A 20,674-nucleotide genomic window follows, 5' to 3' on the forward strand; every position below is an offset into this window, starting at 1 on the left:
AAAGGAGAAATTATGAACGGAAATTTGAAACTTGCCATTCAAAAAAGCGGGCGGCTTACAGAGAAGTCGTTGCAGCTTTTACGGACTTGCGGATTGGATATAGAAAATTATTCAAATCGTCTTATAGTTTCCGCACGTAATTACGAATTGGATCTACTTTTCCTCCGAGATGACGATATTCCCGAATATGTTCAGGATGGTGTTGCGGATATAGGAATTGTGGGAGAAGATGTTGTGTTAGAGAAAGAAGCCGATGTCGAAATAATCAAAAGGCTATCTTATGGTAAATGCAGATTAATGCTTGCCGGTCCGGAGGATAGAGAGATTCCCGAGATTGATCAACTTAACGGAAAACGTGTTGCCACATCTTATCCGAAAATTCTTTCCAATTTTTTCCGGAATAATAAAATAAATGCGAAGATAATTCAGATCAGCGGTTCGGTTGAAATAGCACCGTCATTAGGAATAGCGGATTATATCTGTGATATTGTTTCTACCGGCAACACGCTGAAATTGAATAAGCTCAAAAAATTTATTACTGTTTTTGATTCCGAAGCAGTGTTGATAGGAAGTAAAAATATAGCAAGCTATCCTGAAAAATTTATGAAGTTAAATAACCTAATACTACGAATTGAATCAGCTTTGAATGCAAAAAATTCTAAGTACTTGATGATGAACATTCCGAAATCCGCTCTTCAAAATATTCGCGAAATTCTTCCTTCGCTTAAAAGTCCTACTGTACTTCCTCTTGCCGACGAATCGATGCTTGCTGTACATGCTGTAATACCATCAGAAATGTTTTGGGAAATCCAAGAAAAATTACATTTTGCGGGCGCGTCCGGATTACTTTTAATACCAATCGAGAATATGATATTATGAAAATCTATTCAACAAAAAACCTCTCCGAAATTGAGCTGGAAAATCTTTTCAAACGCCACGCTATTAATTCGGAATCTATTTTCAAGATAGTAAAACCGATAGTGGAAGATGTTAAAAGAAACAGTATAAATGTTGCGCTCAAGTATGCGAAAAAATTTGACGGTTACGACGCCGATAAAATATTGGTTTCAAAAAAAGAATATGAAGAATCTGAAAAATTACTGGATAGCGAAGCAAAAAAAGCATTGCTCACTGCTGCAAAAAATATCAAAAAGTTTCATCGCAAACAGATCCCTGTTGGTTATGAGATAGAAACGTTGGATGGTGTAAAATGTTCAAGGGAATTTCGAGCGATTGAAAATGTTGCTCTATATGTACCCGGCGGCACGGCTGTTCTTCCGTCTACTTTATTAATGCTTGGAATTCCTGCGCAACTTGCCGGATGTAAAAGAGTTGTTGCTTTATCGCCTACAAATAATAAAATTAATCCCGCAGTTCTCTTTGCTGCAAAGATTTGCGGAATTAATGAATTTTATAAAATTGGCGGCGCACAAGGAATTTCCTTGCTTGCTTATGGCGATAGTCAAATCAATAAAGTTGATAAAATATTTGGCCCGGGAAATCAATTTGTAACTGCCGCCAAAACTTTAATTAGCATTGATCCACAAGGATCTGCAATTGATATGCCTGCCGGTCCGAGCGAACTATTGATTATTGCCGATGGAAAAGCAAATCCATCTTACATCGCTTCAGATTTGCTTTCGCAGGCAGAGCATGGAAAAGATTCGCAAGTAATTTTGTTAACAACAAACAGAAAGTTGGCATGTGATGTTCAAAATGAAATTAAGCGACAAAAAAAATATTTGTCAAGAGGAGAATATATCAGCGGATCGTTGAAAAATTCATTCATTCTTATCGCTGATTCGATAGATGAAGCAATTAAACTTAGCAATCAATACGCGCCCGAACATTTGATACTAAATATAGAACATGCCGACAAAATCAAAGATAAAATTACAAATGCTGGTTCGGTATTCTTAGGTAAATACTCGGCGGAAAGTATAGGTGATTACGCCTCCGGAACAAATCATTCTCTACCAACATACGGCTACGCAAAATCGTTTGGAGGAATTTCGGTCGAATCATTTATGAAAACAATTACATTTCAGAAAGTGAGTAAAAAAGGATTTAATAAAATTGCATCTACAGTAATAAAATTAGCATCACTTGAGAAACTTGACGCACACGCAAATTCAGTTAAAGTAAGAGCAAAAAATGAAAATTGAATCGTTAGTTAGAGAGAATATTCTCAAATTAAAGCCGTATACATCTGCGCGCGGTGAATTCTTAACCGGAATTCTTATGGATGCAAATGAAAACAGCATCGGTTCGGTTGTAAATGATGAATTGCATCTTGAACTGAACCGTTATCCCGACCCGTTCCATAATCAGTTAAGAAATGAACTTGGCTCTTATCTGAATGTTGGAAAAGATAAATTATTTATTGGAGTTGGATCGGATGAAATAATTGATCTGCTAGTAAGAATATTCTGTGAACCGAAAATAGACAATGCAGTTATACTTGAACCGACTTACGGAATGTATAAAGTTGCTTGCGATGTTAATGATGTATCTACAATTCCGGTAATGCTGGACGAGTCATTCCAGCCGAACTTGGATAAAATTTATTCTGCAATTAACAAGAACACAAAACTAATTTTTATCTGCTCACCTAATAACCCGACCGGAAATGTTATCAATTCCGAAAGCATTTTAGATTTAGCAAAAAATTTTAACGGAATTATTATTATTGATGAAGCTTATGCCGAATTTAGCGGCAAACCCTCGATGATAAATTTTGTTGATGAATTCTCAAATATCGTTGTGCTTAGAACATTTTCAAAAGCATGGGGACTTGCCGGAGTGCGTTGCGGTTACTGTATAACTTCACCGGAAATTATAAATTTGCTTTATAAAATCAAACTCCCGTATAATATCAATAAGCTGACCTCGCAATTTGTGATAGATGCACTAAAAAATCTCGCACAAAAAGATAAATTTGTTACTATAATTAATTCCGAGAAGGAATTTCTAATAAAAGAATTAAAAATGATTCCGAAAATTAAAAAGGTATTTACTTCCGACAGCAATTTTATTTTGTTTGAATGTGAGAATCCGACGAACATTTATCATAAATTAACAGAGAAAGGAATAATCATACGCGACAGAAGCAATCAAGTTAAGGATTGTCTCAGAGTTTCTGTCGGCACGCGGGATCAGAATGAAAAATTCTTGAATGAACTCCGGAATGTATTATGAATAAAAATGCTGCTAAAATAAAAAATGCCCGTAAAGCGGAACATCTAAGAAAGACAAATGAAACAGTTATTAAAATAAAACTGGATTTGGACGGAAAAGGCAAATCTAAGATTAAAAGCGGAATCGGATTTTTTGATCATATGCTTGAACAATTAGCAAAACATTCGAATATATATATGGAAATTAAGGTTAAGGGCGATTTGCATATTGACGAACATCATACGGTTGAAGATGTTGGAATCGCATTAGGAGAAGCAATAAGTAAAGCTCTCGGCGACCGCAAAGGAATTGAACGCTTCGGATTCATGCTGCCGATGGATGATGCTATAGCTGAATGCGCGATTGATCTCGGCGGGAGAGCTTATCTATCATTCAATTGCAAATTTAAGCGCGAAATGATCGGTGGATTTCCTACTGAGCTGTTTAAAGAATTTTTTAGAGGATTATCGACCGGGCTACGTGCGAACATACATATTAAATCAAAAGGGGAGAACGATCATCATAAAGCGGAAGCAATATTCAAGGCATTGGCAAGGGCCCTCAACAATGCTCTTAAATATGATTCCAGAAATAAAGGCAGTTTGCCGTCAACAAAAGGATTGATATGATTGCACTAATTGATTACGGCGCAGGAAATACTGCTTCTGTCGCAAATGTTCTTGATGAATTAAATTATGAGTACATAATTACGAATAACGAATGTCAAATTTCTAAATCAGAGAAAATAATTTTTCCCGGAGTCGGTGAGGCATCCTCCGCAATTAGAAATCTTCATTTGACAAATCTCTTTACGATGCTTCGTGTAACAAAGAAACCGATGCTTGGTATCTGCCTCGGTATGCAGCTACTTTGCGATAAATCGAAAGAGGGAGACACATCTTGTCTTGGAATTTTTTCTGTAACTACGGAAAAGTTTGATGAAACAAAAATTAAAGTTCCGAATATGGGCTGGAACCAAATTAAATATGTTAAGAATTCAAAATTATTTACCGGAATTCCTGAAGAAGAATATTTCTATTTCGCAAATTCTTATTATGTTCCGGTTAATGAAAATACAACTTCAATTTGTAATTACGGTATTGATTTCTGTTCTTCGATGGAGAAAGAAAATTTTTACGGAGTTCAATTCCATCCGGAAAAATCGGGCAAAATGGGGATTCAATTAATAAAAAACTTTGTGGAAATATGTTAATAATACCGGCAATTGATATCTTGGACGGAAAAGTTGTCCGTCTGCAAAAAGGGGATTTCGCTACTGCGAAAAGTTATTCCGATCATCCGGTTGATCAAGCAAAAATTTATGATGAGTCCGGCTTTGAATGGATTCATATTGTTGATCTCTCCGGATCAAAAGATGGAATAATTACTTCACTTAAAATTCTTGAAGAGATCAAAAAGAATACAAAATTAAAAATTGAATTCGGCGGCGGTATAAGAAACGTTGAAGATATTTCAAAACTGTTTTCTATTGGAGTTGATAAAGTTGTTGTCGGCTCACTTCCGGTTCTTGATAAACCCGAATTTGAGACAGTAGTTGAAACATTTCCGCCAGATAAAATTATTATCGCTGCCGATACAAAGAAAGGTGAGGTTGTAGTAAAAGGATGGAGCGAAAATTCATACCTTGAGATTAGTGTTTATATAACTCAATGCAAAGGTTATGGAATTAACAATTATCTTATTACCGATATTGATAAAGACGGAATGCTTGAAGGGCCGAATTTGCGGCTTTACCATGGTTTGAAAGAACTCTTTCCCGATCTATTTCTGATTGCGTCCGGCGGTATAAGAGGGAAAAAAGATTTGGAAGATCTTAAAGAGTATAATTGCAATGCCGCTATAGTTGGTAAAGCTATCTATGAGAATAAAATTGATTTAAAGGAATTATCAAAATTTGATTAGCAAAAGAATCATCCCGTGTCTCGATGTTCAAAACGGCATGGTTGTAAAGGGAATAAATTTTGTTGAACTGCGTCATGCCGGATCGGCTGTTGAACTTGCAGAAAGATATTACAACGAAGGAGCCGATGAATTAGTTTTTCTTGATATAACAGCTTCAATAGAAAAAAGAAAAACCCTTGTAGAACTTGTTAAGCAAGTTGCCAAAGTTATAAGGATACCCTTTACAGTAGGCGGCGGAATCTCTGAACTAAAAGATATTGAAGCGTTGCTTGGAGCAGGCGCTGACAAAGTTTCTCTCAACACATCAATTGTAAAAAATCCTTCTTTAATTTCCGGAGCCGCGAAGAGATTCGGAAGTCAAGCTGTTGTTGCCGCTATTGATGTAAAAAATGTCGGATCGCAAAAAAAAGTATTTGTTAAAGGCGGAAAAGAAGAAACTGAATTGGATGGTCTTGCGTGGTGCAGAAAAGTTAATGAGCTTGGCGCCGGAGAAATATTACTAACATCTATGGATCACGACGGAACCAAGAACGGTTACGATCTTCCATTCTTAAAAGAAGTAATTAAAAATATAACAATTCCGCTGATTGCATCCGGAGGTGCCGGTACTAAGGAACATTTTCTGGATGTTTTTAATATTGGCGTTGACGCCGCTCTTGCAGCTTCTCTTTTTCATTATGAAGAATTGACGATTTTAGAATTAAAAAAATATTTACAATCAAACGGAATTAGAGTGCGTTTATGATAAAAGCAGATGAATTGAATTTTGAAAAACTTGGCGGTTTAATTCCGGCTGTTGTTTCAGATTCAGAAACAAATCAAGTTTTAATGCTCGGCTTTATGAATAAAGAAGCAATTGCAAAGACAATCGAAACAAAACAAGTAACTTTTTTCAGCAGAACGAGAAATACTTTATGGACAAAAGGGGAAACATCCGGTAATTTTTTGAATCTTATTGATATCAAAAAAGACTGCGACAGTGATTCTTTACTAATCCTTGCAAAACCGGATGGACCCACATGTCATAGGGGGACTTATTCATGTTTCGGAATTGAAAAGAAGAATACTCCTTTCATAGACCAGCTTAGTCAATTGATTAAAGAAAGAAAAAAAAATCTTCCGGAAAATTCATACACAACAAAACTTTTTAAGGAAGGCGCCGATAGGATTATTCAGAAAGTAGGCGAAGAAGCAATTGAAACGGTTATTGCCGCAAAGAACCGTAATAAAGAAGAAATTATAAATGAAACATCCGATTTAATCTATCATCTTCTAGTAATGCTTGCCGAACAGGAAATTGAGCTTGACGAAGTTATTAATAAGCTGATTTCCCGTCATAAAATAAAATCTGAATAAAGCCCAGAATTCGCTTCTTTCTTGAGTTTTTAAGCTCTATTCAGCCATCCCGGTATATAAATTATATCCCACGTTAAACTTTATTCAAGAGAGTTCGATAATGATAACATAAGGGGTATAACTATAATGAAAATCAATTGGGTTCTCGAACATAGATCAAAACTTTGCTCCCGGTCGTCTGAATTAACAAAAATAAACTTTAGTCGTTTCTATATAAAATATTATTAATCTTGTTGAAAAAAATTTACTCGAAAAATATTCAGTTTAATAGAGAGTAATTTATAATGTATCGAAGCAATAATATGATGGGCGTCATACTTGCAGGCGGTGAGGGGGTTCGACTTCAAAATTTTGTCCGGACGCTATACGGATATCACCGACCGAAGCAATATTGTACATTCACGGGTACGCGTTCAATGTTCAAACACACTATTGACCGTGCCTCAATGCTGATTCCTCAAAAGCAATTGTTTACAATTGTGAACAGCGATCACCGCAATTATGTTGCCGAAGAATCACTCAATAGAACTCCTATCACAATTATTGAACAGCCATGCCTGCGTGATACTGCGGCGGGAATTCTTTTGCCTCTTCTGAAAATTGAAAGCATTAATCCCGATGCGACCGTAGCAATCTTTCCTTCAGATCATTACATTCTGAATGAAAAAAGGTTTATGGAACATGTTAATAAAGCTGCTCTATTTGTAGAGGAAAATCCAAAATCGATTGTCACGCTCGGAATCAAACCGGATAGAATTGAATCCGGTTACGGATGGATCGAACCAACACGCGATCTCTTCAGCGACGGAACAACCAAAATTTTTAATGTAAAAAAGTTTATTGAAAAGCCGGACAGCAGTTATACAAAAGTTCTTATGAGTCAGGGCTGTATGATCAATACATTTGTAATGATTGGTAAATGTTCTTCGTTTATTAAACATATTAATTTTTGTCTCCCTGAACTTGTCGGTGCATTTCAACCGATCCGTGCCAAGATGGGGACTTCAATGGAAAAAATAAATATTAGACGGTTATATAAATATCTTCCATCGTTCAATTTTTCAAAATCCGTTCTTGAAAATATTCCTCAATATCTGAACGTTCTCGAAGTTACGGATGTATATTGGAGCGATTGGGGTGATGAACACCGGATCAATTCCGATCTAGAAAGTATTAACGTTGCTATGGAAGAAGCGCTACTGGCAATGTAGTTTTTGAGAACAGGGATTCCTGTTTTCTTGGGGGGCGAATTTATCTTTGTAATTTAATTTAATATGCACCATTCTTATTATACCGTGAATCGTGAAAAGTGAAACGGAAGTTTCGCATTTCATCTCACGTTTCCAGTTTCTCGTTTCTCGTCTCAATCCAGCTGACTGCAAATCATTTTTAAACTGTGAGACATAATTATAAAATATTATATCTACTTAATAAAATCTTCTAAAGATGGGGATTTTTATACAGGTTACAGAAATAATCCAGAAAAGAAATACCTCAAAATAAGCTGGGGAAATGGATACTTAAAAAATCAGATCAGATTCTATCTCACGATCTGAACAAAGTCAAACCCCGACGTGGAATCGAACATTAAATCTCCTTTCTTGTTAACATTCGCTAGTTTTAGGTCGTAAGACTTTATATATATGATAATATGACATTTTCTTATTCCAGTTAGATTCTAATTAAGACGCAAAAAAATAGAAACGAAAATAAAAACAAAAAATTTATAGGCAGATAAACAACTTCCGCAATGTTTACTGTTGGCGGAATAGTTAATAGTTATACCGTAAATAATTAAGGAGAATAAAATTGGAAAGTATATTCCCATTGCCCATATTAAATCTTCCAGAAGCAGATGTCCTACTAGATGGAGTGAAAGCATATTTGTCACAATCAAAAACACATCAAATAGTTTTTATGCAGTTTGAAAAGGATGTTTTGTTACCAGAACATTCTCATGCTGCACAAGTTGGGTTCATCTTAGAAGGAAAGATCGATTTAGTTATAGGTGGTAATAAACACTGTTTTGCAAAAGGAGATAGATATTATATTCCTGAAGGTATAAAACATCCTGGTAAAATCTATGCTGGATATAGTGATATAACATTCTTTGATGAATCTAACCGTTATTCTGTAAAATAGTATATAAGTGATAAGTAGGGCTGCAAGAATTGTTGTTGTAAATATTTTAATAGTAGAGAGGCTTTAGTTTTTATTTTTATGCTGGAATAAAATATTTTACTTATAAGTACGGAATATCCCGCACCTCAAAAGCGGCCGCGTCCTCGATGAGTTCGTATTGCGTTCTTGGACCGTCAAGAACCACTCTTTATCAGAAACAAATGATGAAGAGGATCCCATTCGGATAAGTATTAATAAGGTGTCAACCTCCAACGTGTATATGAAAAAGTATGAAACAAAACCGTAATACATCTAATAAATTTGGTTACTTTAATGTAACCAACAAAGATTTCAATGCGTCAAACGTAGGCATAAAAGATAGGATTATAAAATGAAGAACGTAATAAAATTCGGGGAAGATGTTGAAGGATATAATATTGCTGTTCTAAATGAACGTGAAATAAGAGCGGCAGCAGGAATTCTATTCTTCTTTACATTTCTCTCTTTAATGTTCATTCTGTTTAAGGAAGACTTTCTACTAATAAAGTATGTTATAACTGTCTTCCTCACGGATTTTATTATACGTGTATTTGTTAATCCCAGATTTTCTCCCACATTAATAATCGGGCGTTTGATTGTTAGGAATCAAGTGCCGGAATATGTCGGTGCCCAGCAAAAAAAGTTTTCATGGGCAATCGGCGTTGTGTTGTCGGCTATAATGTTCGTTATGTTTGTGATTGTAAACGCATTCAGCCCAATTACCGGTATTGTATGCCTTATCTGCTTGATATTCTTATTCTTTGAATCTGCATTTGGTATTTGTTTAGGGTGTAAATTTTATTCAATGTTCTATAAAGAAAAAGCTCAATATTGTCCGGGTGAAGTCTGTGATGTAAAATCAAAACAAGAAATTCAAAAAACTTCATGGGTTCAAATGCTTGTTGTCTTAGGACTTATTGCTTTCATTTTCCTCACTGCCATTATATTTAATGATAATTTTAGCATAAAACCTCATGCCTTATTCGGAAACAGTAATACTACTCAAACAAAATAAAAGAGAGATTAATTTTTAATAATACTTTTCCTTAGAGGATAACGCGGCTAACATAAAATATTTTGCAAATCTCCAGTCATTCATTGCGTTAGGAATAATGACCGGCGGAGTTCAAAAGTAACTTATAATTTATTAGCGAAACTTTCTAAACTGAATTGCCTTTCGGCAGAATCTTTTGTTAATGTTTGAATGTACAAAGAAGACCATTGTGCAGTTAAAGAAAGGAAATTATATGCAGAAAATATTCTTTGCCGTTCTGATGATTACAGCAGTAGGCGTTTCAACAACACCCGCTCAATTAATAAAAAATTACGGTATAAAAGCCGGCTCTACATCCACGACTCAATCATGGAATTGGCCTGCTCAGTCGGGTGTAATTGCAAATTCAGAGCCGCAGCAGGGACTGGATGTTGGTTTCTTCGTTGAGTGGTTTGATCTTCCGGCGCTGAGTGCAATAACGGAGATTCACTATACTCAAAAAGGCTCAAAAGAAAATACTAATATAATGATCACCGACTTACAGCATCCCGATGGGACCGGTAGATTCCTCTCTTATTCAACACGAATTAGTTATTTAACAATACCGGTACTATTAAAAGTAAGAATGAATCTTGGATTGTTTGCCCCGTATCTATTTGCCGGACCAAGATTCGATTATAAACTTTCCAGCAGCAGCACTTCAATTTCTTATGACCCCAACAAACTAGATATCGGCGGGACATTTGGGATCGGGTTGGATTTAGCACCAATTTTACCAAGCCGGTTTGCATTGGAATTCCGGTACAGCCCAACATTCCAGGATTGTTATTCCAATAATTCATTGAAAGTCAGGAACAGTTCAATGGAATTTCTGGTTGCATTAAATTTTTGAGATAGCATCAATTACATAAAAATGGTAAGGTAATTTATAATTCTTCCGTGGCCGAAAGGCGACTTACAAAGAACTTGATAGTTTTATAAATTCAGTTATGTAAAACGATAAAATTTATTTTTGGAAAGGTAAATAATCAAAATTGATGGAGAAGAAGGGAATGAATATCTACCGCAACATTCTACAGGCAATTGGAAACACATCGTTAGTTCAACTTCGCAATGTTGTTCCGCCAGGTTGCGCAAAAATATTTGTAAAACTTGAATGGGAAAATCCAACCGGAAGCATGAAAGACCGTACTGCTCTTGCAATGATTTCGAAAGCAGAGGAAGACGGCAGATTGAAACCCGGCGATATGATTGTTGAATACACAGGCGGCAGTACCGGGATTTAGCTTGCGTTGATTTGTGTTGCAAAAGGATACCGGATTCATATAATTACTTCGGATGCATTTAGTCAGGATAAAAGAAATCAGATGACTGCTTATGGTGCCGACATAACAATTATTCCAAGCGAGGGTGGACTTACAACAAAGAAATTGATTCTAGAAATGATTGAAGCAGCAAGAGAGTTCAGCAAGCAGCCTCACACGTACTGGACTGACCAACTTAAGAATCTTGACAGTATAGTTGGTTATTATCCTTTGGCAGAAGAAATCTGGAATCAAACTAATGGGGAAGTTGACTTATTTATTCAGTCGGTTGGGACAGCAGCATCATTGAGAGGTGTTGCAACTATTTTAAAGAAACGAAATCCCAATATCAAAGTGATTGCGGTTGAACCGGCTGAATCATCAATACTGTTGGGAGGTCAACCCGGTCCACATAAAATAGAAGGAGTTGGAATTGGTTATATTCCACCATTGTGGGATCCAAGTCTTGTAGATGAAATTATTGCAGTGAAAACCGAAGACGCGAAAGAAATGACAAGACGTTTAGCCCGCGAAGAAGGGTTGTTTGCAGGCACTTCATCAGGCGCAAATGTAGTGGCAGCAATTCGAGCTGGGGAACGGTTAGGTCCGGAGAGCACAATTGTTACTTTAATGGTTGATTCCGGTTTAAAATATCTTAGTACTGATGTCTATAAAAAATAAAATAATTGCAAACAAAGATCAGTTCAACGGATTAAGGAATCTAAAAATGGAAAAGAAAAAAATTATATTTCTACCAATTGCAATCATGCTGCTAATTATGTTGAGCGGATGCGCGGATTTGATTCAATACCAATATTCGAAAGAGATTCAGCAGGTAGGGTTTTGGTATGGACTTTGGCACGGAATGATAATGCCGATAAGTTTTATAATATCACTGTTCAATAATCAAGTTGCGGTCTACGCAGTCTATAATAACGGAGTATGGTATAACTTCGGTTTTCTATTAGGATTGAGCATGTCGATCGGCGGTGGAAGTTCGGCTTCTACACGTAAAGCAAAATTCCGTAAATAATAATCTGATTAAAATCCGTGAGTTCTCTTCTCCTAAAGACAGAAGTGAAATTCGTCGGAAGTAATTAAACCGGTGGTTGGAAAGAAATAATTCTTATTTTTCGGCTGCCGTTAATCAATCAATATCAAAATAGGAGAGTATTTTAATTAGTGAATGAACCAACCTTATTCCCGCCAGAAAGCAGCGTAGAATTCAAATTCGATAAAAATTATTTCGAGGAAGAAAAATTTGAAAAGTTATCGTTTCAGCAGTTACGCCTTAACGATGTTGAATTCTTTATGTGCGAATTCGACGGAGTAGTCTTCACAAAAACCGTATTCAATTCATGCCGTTTTGAAAAATGCAAATTTACAAACTGCGATCTAAGTTTGGCAAAAATTAATAACAGTTCGTTTTTAGATGTTATGTTCGAGAGCTGCAAACTAATTGGGATCGATTGGACAAAGGTTTGTCAACCGCTTAAAGTGGACTTTCTAAAATGTAAACTTAACGATTCAATCTTTTTCAACATGGATTTCAGGTCAACCGGAATAGTCTCTTGCGAAGTGCATAATGTTGATTTTGAACAGACAAATCTGAGCAAAGCAAATCTTAAATCATCGGATTTTCTGAACAGTACATTTTCAAATACTAATTTATCATTGGCTGATTTCACAGATGCAATAAATTACCGCATCAATCCAAATAATAATAATATCAAGAAGGCAATATTTTCTCTACCCGAGGCAATCACCCTTCTTGATTCATGGGATCTTGAAATAAAATAAAATTATTCTGCTATTTTTAATATAAATCAAGAGTATAAAATGAATGAGTTGATCAAGACCAATAAACCGGAAGTAACAATTCGATTTGCTAAAGAAAAAGATGTTCTGTTAATACTAAAACTAATCCACGGAATTGCCGAATATGAAAAATTATCGCATGAAGTTGTTGCAACTGAAGAAGTCCTTCGGAACTCGCTTTTCGGCAAAACTAAGTATGCAGAAGTTTTGATTGCCGATTATAAAAATGAAGCAGTCGGTTTTGCTCTTTTCTTTCACAACTTCTCTACATTTTTAGGAAAACCCGGAATTTATCTTGAAGATCTTTTTGTTAAGCCGGAAATGCGCGGAAAGGGAATTGGAAAAATTCTTCTTACTTATCTAGGCAAGATTGCAATTGAACGTGATTGCGGGCGCCTCGAATGGAGTGTACTGGATTGGAATGAACCCTCAATTAAGTTTTATAAGAATCTCGGTGCAAAACCGATGGATGAGTGGACAGTTTTTCGCGTAACTGGAGAAGCAATTAAAAAACTAGCCGAGCAGTTTTAATTTAATTTCAACCCAGTTCGAACCAATTTTTTATTACTTCAAATTCTTCCTCGCTGTGAGATTTATGACAATATTCATTTGTCTTTGGCGAGTAAGTGTAATCTTTAGACCACTCTTTAACATTTATAATTACTTCTTCAATCGCAGTCAGGATAAAATTCAATTCTTCATTTGTCATCGTAGGATGAAGTGATAAACGTACCCATCCTGGTTTTTCGGAAAGATCGCCGTGATTAATTTTATCTGTAATTCGCTTAGAACGAGTCGGATCAACGTGTAAAAGATAGTGACCGTACGTTCCGGCACATGAACAGCCTCCGCGCACTTGAATTCCAAAACGGTCGTTTAATAATTTTACCATCAAGTTATAATGAATGTCTTCCACGTAGAAAGAAACAATACCGAGCCGTTTTCTAGTTTCTTGCGCGAGAATATGAACCGAAGGAATTTTATCGAATCTGGCAAAGGCTGTTTCAAGAAGTTCGTGTTCGCGTGCTAATATATTTTTTGTTCCAATTTCATCTTTCAAATTAATTGCAAGAGCTGTTTTAATTGCTTGAAGGAATCCGGGAGTTCCGCCGTCTTCACGCAGTTCTATATCTTCAAGATATTTATGACCGCCCCATGGATTTGTCCAATCCACAGTTCCTCCGCCGGGATTATCCGGTACTTGCCGTTTATACAAATTGGAATCGAAAATTAAAACTCCTGAAGTTCCCGGACCGCCAAGAAATTTATGAGGAGAGAAAAAGATTGCATCAAGTTTTTCAAGCGGGTCTTCCGGATGCATATTAATGTCAATGTAAGGAGCCGCAGCTGCGAAATCTACAAAACAAAGTCCTCCACGTTGGTGCATCATTTTCGCCATTTGATAGTAGGGCGGTTGGATTCCGGTTACGTTTGAAGCCGCCGTGAATGAGCCAATTTTAAATTTCCGTGTTTTATATTTATTAAGCAGTTCTTCAAAGTGTACCAGATCAACCATTCCTTGTTCGTCAGGTTCGATTATTACAACCTCGCAAATTGTTTCCAGCCATGAAGTCTGATTCGAATGATGTTCCATGTGAGTTAAAAATATGACCGGTTTTTCTTCATCTGGAATGTTAGTGTATTTTTGAAGTTGTTCGCAGACACGAAGCCCGAGCAAGCGCTGGAATTTATTTACAGCGACTGTCATACCGAATCCGGCAAAAATAATTACATCTTCATTAGAGGCATTTACATGATGTTTGATTATTCTTTTTGCTTCGGCATAAGCCCTGGTCATCGTAGTTCCGGTAACTGATGATTCGGAATGCGTGTTGCCGACGTATGGATAAAATTTATCAGTCAGTACATTTTCAATCGGCTCATAGAGACGTCCGCTTGCAATCCAATCCGCATAAATAATTTTTTTTCTTCCGTAAGGGGAATCGAATTCTTGATCTATGCCGATTATATTTTTTCTGAATTTGGAAAAATATTTTTCTGGTGACATGGTTATTTTTTTTTAATGAATAAAATGATGATTATTATTAAGCAATTTTGATAAAGCACAAATTATTTTACTGTCTGAATTATCCAATCTGCGATCGTTTGTAAAAAGCCGGGTACAAATTCTTTCTGTAATTCATTGTACTCGCCCGGGCTGCCTGTCTTGGCTTCTTGATAAAGATGATTTGCTTTAGGGAAAATGATTGATTTAAAATTATTATTACCGCCTGATCTTAAAGCTTCTTCCATTTTCGGTTTATTTTGATTTACTGGAACCTGTAAATCAAGTTCGCCGAAAGTCATTAGAACAGGCACTTTTACTTTTTGAAGTGTCGGCGCGGGATCGTATTTAATAAAATATCTGAACCACGGATTGTTAAAAAGTATAATCTGTGATTGAACGGTGGAATTAATATATGCGTTCTTATCTTTAATTGATGCTTTAATTTCTTTACTTAATGTTTCAAAATCTTTTTCTGCAAAAGCTGTAATATCTTTCTTAATGTCATTCAAATCTTTGTCGTTACTTAATGCTTTGTTAATTTCTTTTTGGAGAGCAAGATTTTCGTCAATCAAACTATCTGCAACGCCGCTCGCTTTCAAGATCATTTTTTGCTGTTCAAGTAAAACATCTCCTCCATTCACACCGGTACCGGACATAAGAACGAGGAAAGCAACATTATTGGAATTTGCCGCAACAAGCGGGGCAATAATTCCGCCTTCACTATGCCCGAGAAATCCAATTTTCTTTGGATCAATATTTTTTTGTTTTATTAAGAAATCAATTGCCGCTCGGGCATCTTCTGCAAAATCTTCCGTTGTTGACTGCATCGTATTTCCAGTAGAACCACCTACACCTCGGTCATCATAACGTAAAACGGCAATTCCTTTTCGTGTGAGATAATCGGCAATTTTTTGAAAAATTTTAAATCCGTAAATTTCTTCATCACGGTTTTGCGGTCCGCTGCCGGTTAAAAGAATAACTGCCGGATATTTTTTTTCTTCTTTAGGAATTGTCAGAGTTCCGGCTAATAAGATTCTGCCGCTCTTGAAGGCAACTTCATCTTCGAAATAGGGAAGGGGCTCATCAATTTTTGGTTCGTTTTGCTGTACTGCTTTTGGTTCTTCCATTTTTGCAAGATAAAAAGTACCTTGAATTCCCGCTTGTAAAATTTTTCCTTTTATAGAATCGGCATTTAATTCCCCATCAAAATTTGCAATTCCCGCTTGACTTGGGAGTTCAAAATGAACATTATTTTTTTTGAATGTGAAAACCGCGAGTTGATAATTATTTAATTTTTGAGAGGGGATGCTCATAAAGGCATTTAGTGTTTTTTTTGTTTTTTCAACTTTAATCTGGAAATCCAAATTCATTGTGAGCATCTTGATTTTACCACTCCAATAACCGGCAATATCATTCTGAGCATTAGTCTGAGAAAAAATAAAAACCAGAGCAATAAACGTTTTGGCTAATCGCTTCATGATTACTATCCACTCCTTAAATTATCGATTAGAAAAATAGTGATTTAAAACAAAAAAGCCGCTGCAATGCAACGGCTTCTTTTGTAAGCAACAATATTTTAACCAAGATAAGCTTTAAGATTTTTACTACGAGTTGAATGACGTAATCTGATTAGTGCTTTTTCTTTAATTTGTCTTACACGCTCACGCGTCAGATTTAACTTTTCGCCTATTTCTTCAAGCGTTAGAGAATGTTCCTTGCCGAGTCCAAAGTAAAGACGAATTACTTCAGCTTCTCTTTCTGTTAATGTAGAAAGAGAACGTTCAATTTCTGCTTTCAAAGATTCTTTCATTAATGTAAAATCCGGAGCCGGTTGATCTTCATTCGGCATGACATCGAGCAGACTGTTGTTATTATCTTCGCTATGTGCAAACGGCGCATCCATAGAAACATGGCGTCCGGCAATTTGCATTGCATAAGTAACATCAGAAACATCCATATCGAGCTGTGTAGCAATTTCTTCCGGGCTTGGTCTTCTTTCATACTCTTGTTCAAGCTGGCTGAGTGCTTTTCCCATTTTATTGAGAGCACCTACACGGTTAAGAGGAAGACGAACCATTCTGGACTGCTCTGCAATTGCCTGCATAATAGACTGGCGAATCCACCACACCGCATAAGAAATAAATTTAAATCCGCGAGTTTCATCAAATCTTCTGCCCGCTTTAATGAGACCAAGATTACCTTCATTTATAAGATCACCTAACGGTAGACCTTGATTCTGATACTGTTTAGCCACACTCACAACAAATCTTAAATTAGCTTTGGTTAATTTTTCCAAAGCCATTTGATCTCCCTTTTTGATTCTAATTGCTAAATCAATTTCTTCATTGGGAGTAAGAAGATCTACTTTTCCAATTTCCTGAAGGTACTGATCTAAAGATTTACTCTCACGATTAGTAAACTGCTTCGTTATCTTCAAATCCTTACTTCTCCTTAATTATTTTTAAATTTTTTACAATTATTTCCGAAAACTAAATGCTGTATTTTTACTTTTAATGCATAATAAAGTTCCTTAAGAGAAGAATTTAATTCTCACTTAAAGAAAAACTTTTTCACCCAACTCTATTTGATAACGCGAGGATTTCTAAAAGAGAGCCCGGATACAAAATTAAAAGTAGGTTTTTGATATGTTTTTATGAAAATCACCGCCCAATAATAAGTAAATTTCCAAATATTATCTATAAAAATTATCATTTATTTACAAAAATTAATTGTTTTCCGGCTAATCCATTTATCCATCGGTTTGAGTGTTAATGTATTAATTCCGGATTGATTGATTTACTGATCATTAGTTTATCAAGCATTTTTATAGTTTTATTATCTTTCTCATTTTTGCTTTTTGTCTTTAGGAATCCATTCTCCTTAGCATACTGCATTAGTAGAGCATATAACATTTTACGAGCACGATGCAGACGAGATCTAACTGTTCCTACCGGACAATCAACAAAATCAGCAATTTCTTCGTAAGAATACCCTTCTATATCGCTCAAAAAGACTACAGTACGAAAATCATCGGGTAATATGGATAATGCATTTGTTATCTCGTCGTCAAGAACATTGCTAAAAGCATCATTTTCGTAATGCTGGGTTTTAACTTCCTCAGATTTGATGGTTTCATAAAAATTTTGAACATCGTCATAGTCGACTTTGAAAGGCTCCTTATTAGTTTTACGGTAATTGTTTATGAATGAATTTTTCATAATCTGAAAAAGCCAAGCTTTAGCATTGGTACCTATTTCAAATTTATCAAAAAACCTGAAAGCCTTTAATAACGTGTCCTGTACTAAATCTTCTGATTCGTCTGGATCACTCGTCATTTTGAGTGCAAAACTCTTAATTGCAGGTAGATGGGGAATTACTACATTATCAAAATCAATATATTTTTTATCAATTAACTTATTTGTTTCAATCTTCCTCATTGTTGTACTTTCGATAATTAATATTTAACTGTATAACCATCTTAGATAAAAGATAGTTCAATACTGTAACCTATCGTCGAATGTTTGAAAAGAGATAATGATTGAATACCCCGGATTACTCCGGGGTGTTTGAAGATTATTTTGTGCCTATAAATTTTGTTCCATCGTCGCTTAAATTTTTCAAGTATTTTTCAGGTTCTTTCTTGAATTTAGAAATACAACTCGAACAGCAGAAACCGATTACTTTCCCTTTGTATTCAACTGTTTGAGTTTCAAGATCAACCTCTTCGCCTGAAACAGGGCATACTTTATTCCAGATTGAAAGAGAAGTTTGATTTTTTTGATCGTCAGATTTTGAATCATTATTCAGTACCGATTCTCTTACTTTGAAACCTCTTTTGACCAGTTTTGAGTTAGCATCGGGCAGCGAAATTTCTCTCAAATCCATTCCGCATTCTGGACATTCGCCTTTTGTGTCAGAAATAACATTTAATTCCATCGGACATTGAAAGATTTTACCATCGTTATTTTTATCAATTGCCATTAAATCAATCGTCCCTTTATGTACTTTATTGGAATCTGGAAGGGAAGAACTTTTTTTGTTATGCATTTTCATTCCGCTCATATTGTGCATCTTCATTTGAGTTTTGGTTGAATCTTTCATTTGCATCGACTCTTGCGCAAAAGAGGAGCAAGAAAACACCAATGTAATTGCTATTAAAAATGTGCCGAAACTATTTCTTTTTAACATTTTATCTCCTTTACCTAATTAATTAGTATTGTTCAAAAATCTCTTTTTGTTTGATGATTCCATAATAATATTGTTCTCATTTTGCGATATGCGCAATTTCAGCTTTGGCTGGAATGACATTCTATTTGATCCCGTATAACTGCGTCTTCTTCAATTGTACATTGCAAATATAGAAGAAAGATTTTTTTGCTTACTAAAAAAAAGTTATTTTTGAATACAATGTTTCAACTATAACTTATATACTAGAGTTCCAATTAACGAGGATTTTATGAAAGTTAAACCAATTTACATATATCTCGGTGTTATTATTGTATTTATAGCCGCGGTCATATTCTTTTCAAGAACAACAAAAAATTCAAATACAGCGTCTGAAATTAGTTCGGATGCCAAAATGCCAAACGACGATATTCATAGCAAAATGAATTCTCAAGGTAATGGCGATACTCCTAATAAATCGAATGTAATTAAAGAAGCAGTTGAAAAGATAAACAATCTTAAAGCTGCCGTTGAGAAAAACCCGAACGATACTTTAAAGACTCGTGAATATGCAGATTTATTAATTGCTCACAAACCGGATGAAGCAATTAAACTTTACGAAAAAATTATCAAGGTTGACCCAAAGAGAATCGATATTCTGTTGCAACTAACTTATGTTTATTTCAATCAAGGTAATTTGAATAAAGCGGAAGAATATAATTCCAAAGTATTGGCGGTTGATAAGAACAATTTGATTGCTCAATACAATATTGGCGGGCTGGCGCAAGCTAAAGGTGATGATAAAAAGGCAATTGCCGTATGGCAGGATCTAGCAAAAAAATATCCTCAAACTGAAGTTGGTCGTATTGCCGGTGAAGTTGTAAAACAACTTAACCAGAAAGCCGCAGTTAAATAGAACCTTTGACAATTATTCGTCGTAACCCGGCTTAATCATAGGTCGGGTTTTTTTTGTTCAGAAAATATTTTGGTTATTAAAGAGCCTGGAATTTTTTCGAAATAAAAATTATTTAATACAATACCTTTCGGTGAGTTATTCCAAATTTCATTTGATAATTCTTTTCGCTGTGTAATTTTTAAGCTTCTCTTGAATTTCGATTTTTCCGCAACAACATAAAACGGTTTTTTAAAATATTTACCTGAGAGAGCCAATTGTAACGTCCCAACTTTATTAATAATGCTCCCATCCTTTAAGACAGTATCCGCGCCTACCAATATACAATCGCATTTTCTAACATAAGATGGAGCCATCGCTTCGGTGATAATTTCGACCTTTATTTTACTACTCAATAATTTCTTGGCTAGAATTCTTCCTTCAAATTTTGGACGTGATTCGCAAATAGTAACTATTAAATAATTTGTTTTTGCCAGATTTCTTATTGTTTCTAAAACGGTACGGCTGTTTGAAATTGTTAAAATTGATTTCTTGTTTTGCAAAAAGGGCATAGCACTAGTGTATATTTCCCAATATGATGTTTCCGCTTTACTTTCGGTTGCGGTAAAGAATTCCATTATTACCTGCTTGCTATGAACATTTGATTTAAGTTCAGCTAAGTACCTTTGAATATTTTGAAAGGAAGAAAACTGAATTTGGGCTTGTTGAATAAATTCCAGTGGGTGTTTTACATCAAATAAATATTTTTTGCAAAACGTATTTAGTTTTAATAATAAATCAACACTGCCCGATGTTTTATCGGAAAGTAATTTATTAAATGCAATCTGCGTTTTTTTATTCATCGGGTGATGAATCTG

The 20,674-nt window shown here is 35.4% G+C and carries 22 protein-coding genes and 1 pseudogene; 17 read left to right on the top strand and 6 right to left on the bottom strand.

All coding sequences use genetic code 11. The features are described from left to right. Window positions 1–12: 12 nt before the first annotated feature. The 16 genes and pseudogenes from hisG to NTX65_00515 all read left to right on the top strand — a co-directional run bounded on the left by hisG (window position 13) and on the right by NTX65_00515 (window position 13,263). The gene (gene hisG, locus NTX65_00440; protein ID MCX6167779.1) at window positions 13–879 is read left to right on the top strand and encodes an ATP phosphoribosyltransferase; all 867 of its coding nucleotides are present in this window, start codon (window positions 13–15) and stop codon (window positions 877–879) included. Further along, a complete protein-coding gene (gene hisD, locus NTX65_00445) occupies window positions 876–2,165 on the top strand; it encodes a histidinol dehydrogenase (GenBank protein MCX6167780.1) in 1,290 nt (429 codons plus the stop codon). Before hisG ends, hisD begins: the two co-directional genes overlap by 4 nt. Next, window positions 2,155–3,198, top strand: a complete 1,044-nt coding sequence (gene hisC / locus NTX65_00450) for a histidinol-phosphate transaminase (GenBank protein ID MCX6167781.1) — start codon at window positions 2,155–2,157, stop codon at window positions 3,196–3,198. Before hisD ends, hisC begins: the two co-directional genes overlap by 11 nt. Then, the gene (gene hisB / locus NTX65_00455; protein ID MCX6167782.1) at window positions 3,195–3,806 is read left to right on the top strand and encodes an imidazoleglycerol-phosphate dehydratase HisB; all 612 of its coding nucleotides are present in this window, start codon (window positions 3,195–3,197) and stop codon (window positions 3,804–3,806) included. Before hisC ends, hisB begins: the two co-directional genes overlap by 4 nt. Continuing rightward, complete coding sequence (gene hisH, locus NTX65_00460) at window positions 3,803–4,390, top strand: imidazole glycerol phosphate synthase subunit HisH (GenBank protein MCX6167783.1); 588 nt, start codon at window positions 3,803–3,805, stop codon at window positions 4,388–4,390. The genes hisB and hisH overlap by 4 nt, the downstream gene beginning before the upstream one ends. Then, window positions 4,384–5,100: a 1-(5-phosphoribosyl)-5-[(5-phosphoribosylamino)methylideneamino]imidazole-4-carboxamide isomerase gene (gene hisA, locus NTX65_00465; GenBank protein MCX6167784.1), complete on the top strand. Its 717-nt coding sequence runs from the start codon at window positions 4,384–4,386 to the stop codon at window positions 5,098–5,100. The genes hisH and hisA overlap by 7 nt, the downstream gene beginning before the upstream one ends. Further along, entirely contained in the window at window positions 5,093–5,845 is a 753-nt protein-coding gene (gene hisF, locus NTX65_00470) for an imidazole glycerol phosphate synthase subunit HisF (GenBank protein MCX6167785.1), read from the top strand. The genes hisA and hisF overlap by 8 nt, the downstream gene beginning before the upstream one ends. Further along, window positions 5,842–6,456: a bifunctional phosphoribosyl-AMP cyclohydrolase/phosphoribosyl-ATP diphosphatase HisIE gene (gene hisIE / locus NTX65_00475; protein ID MCX6167786.1), complete on the top strand. Its 615-nt coding sequence runs from the start codon at window positions 5,842–5,844 to the stop codon at window positions 6,454–6,456. Before hisF ends, hisIE begins: the two co-directional genes overlap by 4 nt. A gap of 284 nt (window positions 6,457–6,740) precedes the next feature. Beyond that, window positions 6,741–7,667 (top strand): sugar phosphate nucleotidyltransferase, encoded by a 927-nt coding sequence (locus tag NTX65_00480; protein ID MCX6167787.1) that lies wholly within the window; start codon window positions 6,741–6,743, stop codon window positions 7,665–7,667. A gap of 598 nt (window positions 7,668–8,265) precedes the next feature. Beyond that, complete coding sequence (locus NTX65_00485; GenBank protein ID MCX6167788.1) at window positions 8,266–8,598, top strand: cupin domain-containing protein; 333 nt, start codon at window positions 8,266–8,268, stop codon at window positions 8,596–8,598. Between the two features lie 370 nt (window positions 8,599–8,968). Further along, window positions 8,969–9,631 (top strand): DUF4395 domain-containing protein, encoded by a 663-nt coding sequence (locus NTX65_00490; GenBank protein MCX6167789.1) that lies wholly within the window; start codon window positions 8,969–8,971, stop codon window positions 9,629–9,631. A gap of 232 nt (window positions 9,632–9,863) precedes the next feature. Next, window positions 9,864–10,502: a porin family protein gene (locus NTX65_00495; GenBank protein ID MCX6167790.1), complete on the top strand. Its 639-nt coding sequence runs from the start codon at window positions 9,864–9,866 to the stop codon at window positions 10,500–10,502. Between the two features lie 160 nt (window positions 10,503–10,662). Beyond that, window positions 10,663–11,595 (top strand): annotated as a pseudogene (locus NTX65_00500) (cysteine synthase family protein). A 46-nt stretch (window positions 11,596–11,641) separates the two neighbouring features. Further along, window positions 11,642–11,947, top strand: coding sequence for a hypothetical protein (locus NTX65_00505; protein ID MCX6167791.1), 306 nt, complete (start codon window positions 11,642–11,644; stop codon window positions 11,945–11,947). A gap of 149 nt (window positions 11,948–12,096) precedes the next feature. Next, a complete protein-coding gene (locus NTX65_00510; protein ID MCX6167792.1) occupies window positions 12,097–12,714 on the top strand; it encodes a pentapeptide repeat-containing protein in 618 nt (205 codons plus the stop codon). A gap of 39 nt (window positions 12,715–12,753) precedes the next feature. After that, window positions 12,754–13,263, top strand: a complete 510-nt coding sequence (locus tag NTX65_00515; protein MCX6167793.1) for a GNAT family N-acetyltransferase — start codon at window positions 12,754–12,756, stop codon at window positions 13,261–13,263. Window positions 13,264–13,270: 7 nt separating this feature from the next. Here the strand turns inward: NTX65_00515 and NTX65_00520 are convergent, their stop codons facing one another. From NTX65_00520 to NTX65_00540, 5 genes are all read right to left on the bottom strand, one after another. Further along, complete coding sequence (locus NTX65_00520; GenBank protein MCX6167794.1) at window positions 13,271–14,740, bottom strand: aminotransferase class V-fold PLP-dependent enzyme; 1,470 nt, start codon at window positions 14,738–14,740, stop codon at window positions 13,271–13,273. Between the two features lie 62 nt (window positions 14,741–14,802). Then, window positions 14,803–16,218, bottom strand: a complete 1,416-nt coding sequence (locus NTX65_00525) for an alpha/beta fold hydrolase (GenBank protein ID MCX6167795.1) — start codon at window positions 16,216–16,218, stop codon at window positions 14,803–14,805. Between the two features lie 98 nt (window positions 16,219–16,316). Beyond that, window positions 16,317–17,177, bottom strand: a complete 861-nt coding sequence (locus NTX65_00530; protein ID MCX6167796.1) for a sigma-70 family RNA polymerase sigma factor — start codon at window positions 17,175–17,177, stop codon at window positions 16,317–16,319. Between the two features lie 331 nt (window positions 17,178–17,508). After that, on the bottom strand, window positions 17,509–18,177 hold the full coding sequence (locus NTX65_00535) for a sigma-70 family RNA polymerase sigma factor (GenBank protein MCX6167797.1): 669 nt from the start codon (window positions 18,175–18,177) through the stop codon (window positions 17,509–17,511). Between the two features lie 136 nt (window positions 18,178–18,313). Next, entirely contained in the window at window positions 18,314–18,928 is a 615-nt protein-coding gene (locus tag NTX65_00540) for a YHS domain-containing protein (protein MCX6167798.1), read from the bottom strand. A gap of 268 nt (window positions 18,929–19,196) precedes the next feature. Here NTX65_00540 and NTX65_00545 point away from each other — a divergent pair, with 268 nt between their 5' ends. Beyond that, the gene (locus NTX65_00545; protein MCX6167799.1) at window positions 19,197–19,820 is read left to right on the top strand and encodes a tetratricopeptide repeat protein; all 624 of its coding nucleotides are present in this window, start codon (window positions 19,197–19,199) and stop codon (window positions 19,818–19,820) included. A 35-nt stretch (window positions 19,821–19,855) separates the two neighbouring features. Here NTX65_00545 and NTX65_00550 read toward each other — a convergent pair whose 3' ends face one another. Further along, window positions 19,856–20,659 (bottom strand): hypothetical protein, encoded by an 804-nt coding sequence (locus NTX65_00550; protein MCX6167800.1) that lies wholly within the window; start codon window positions 20,657–20,659, stop codon window positions 19,856–19,858. Between the last annotated feature and the right edge of the window lie 15 nt (window positions 20,660–20,674).

It is taken from the genome of Ignavibacteriales bacterium (genome assembly GCA_026390795.1).
Taxonomy (GTDB): domain Bacteria; phylum Bacteroidota; class Ignavibacteria; order Ignavibacteriales; family Melioribacteraceae; genus Fen-1258.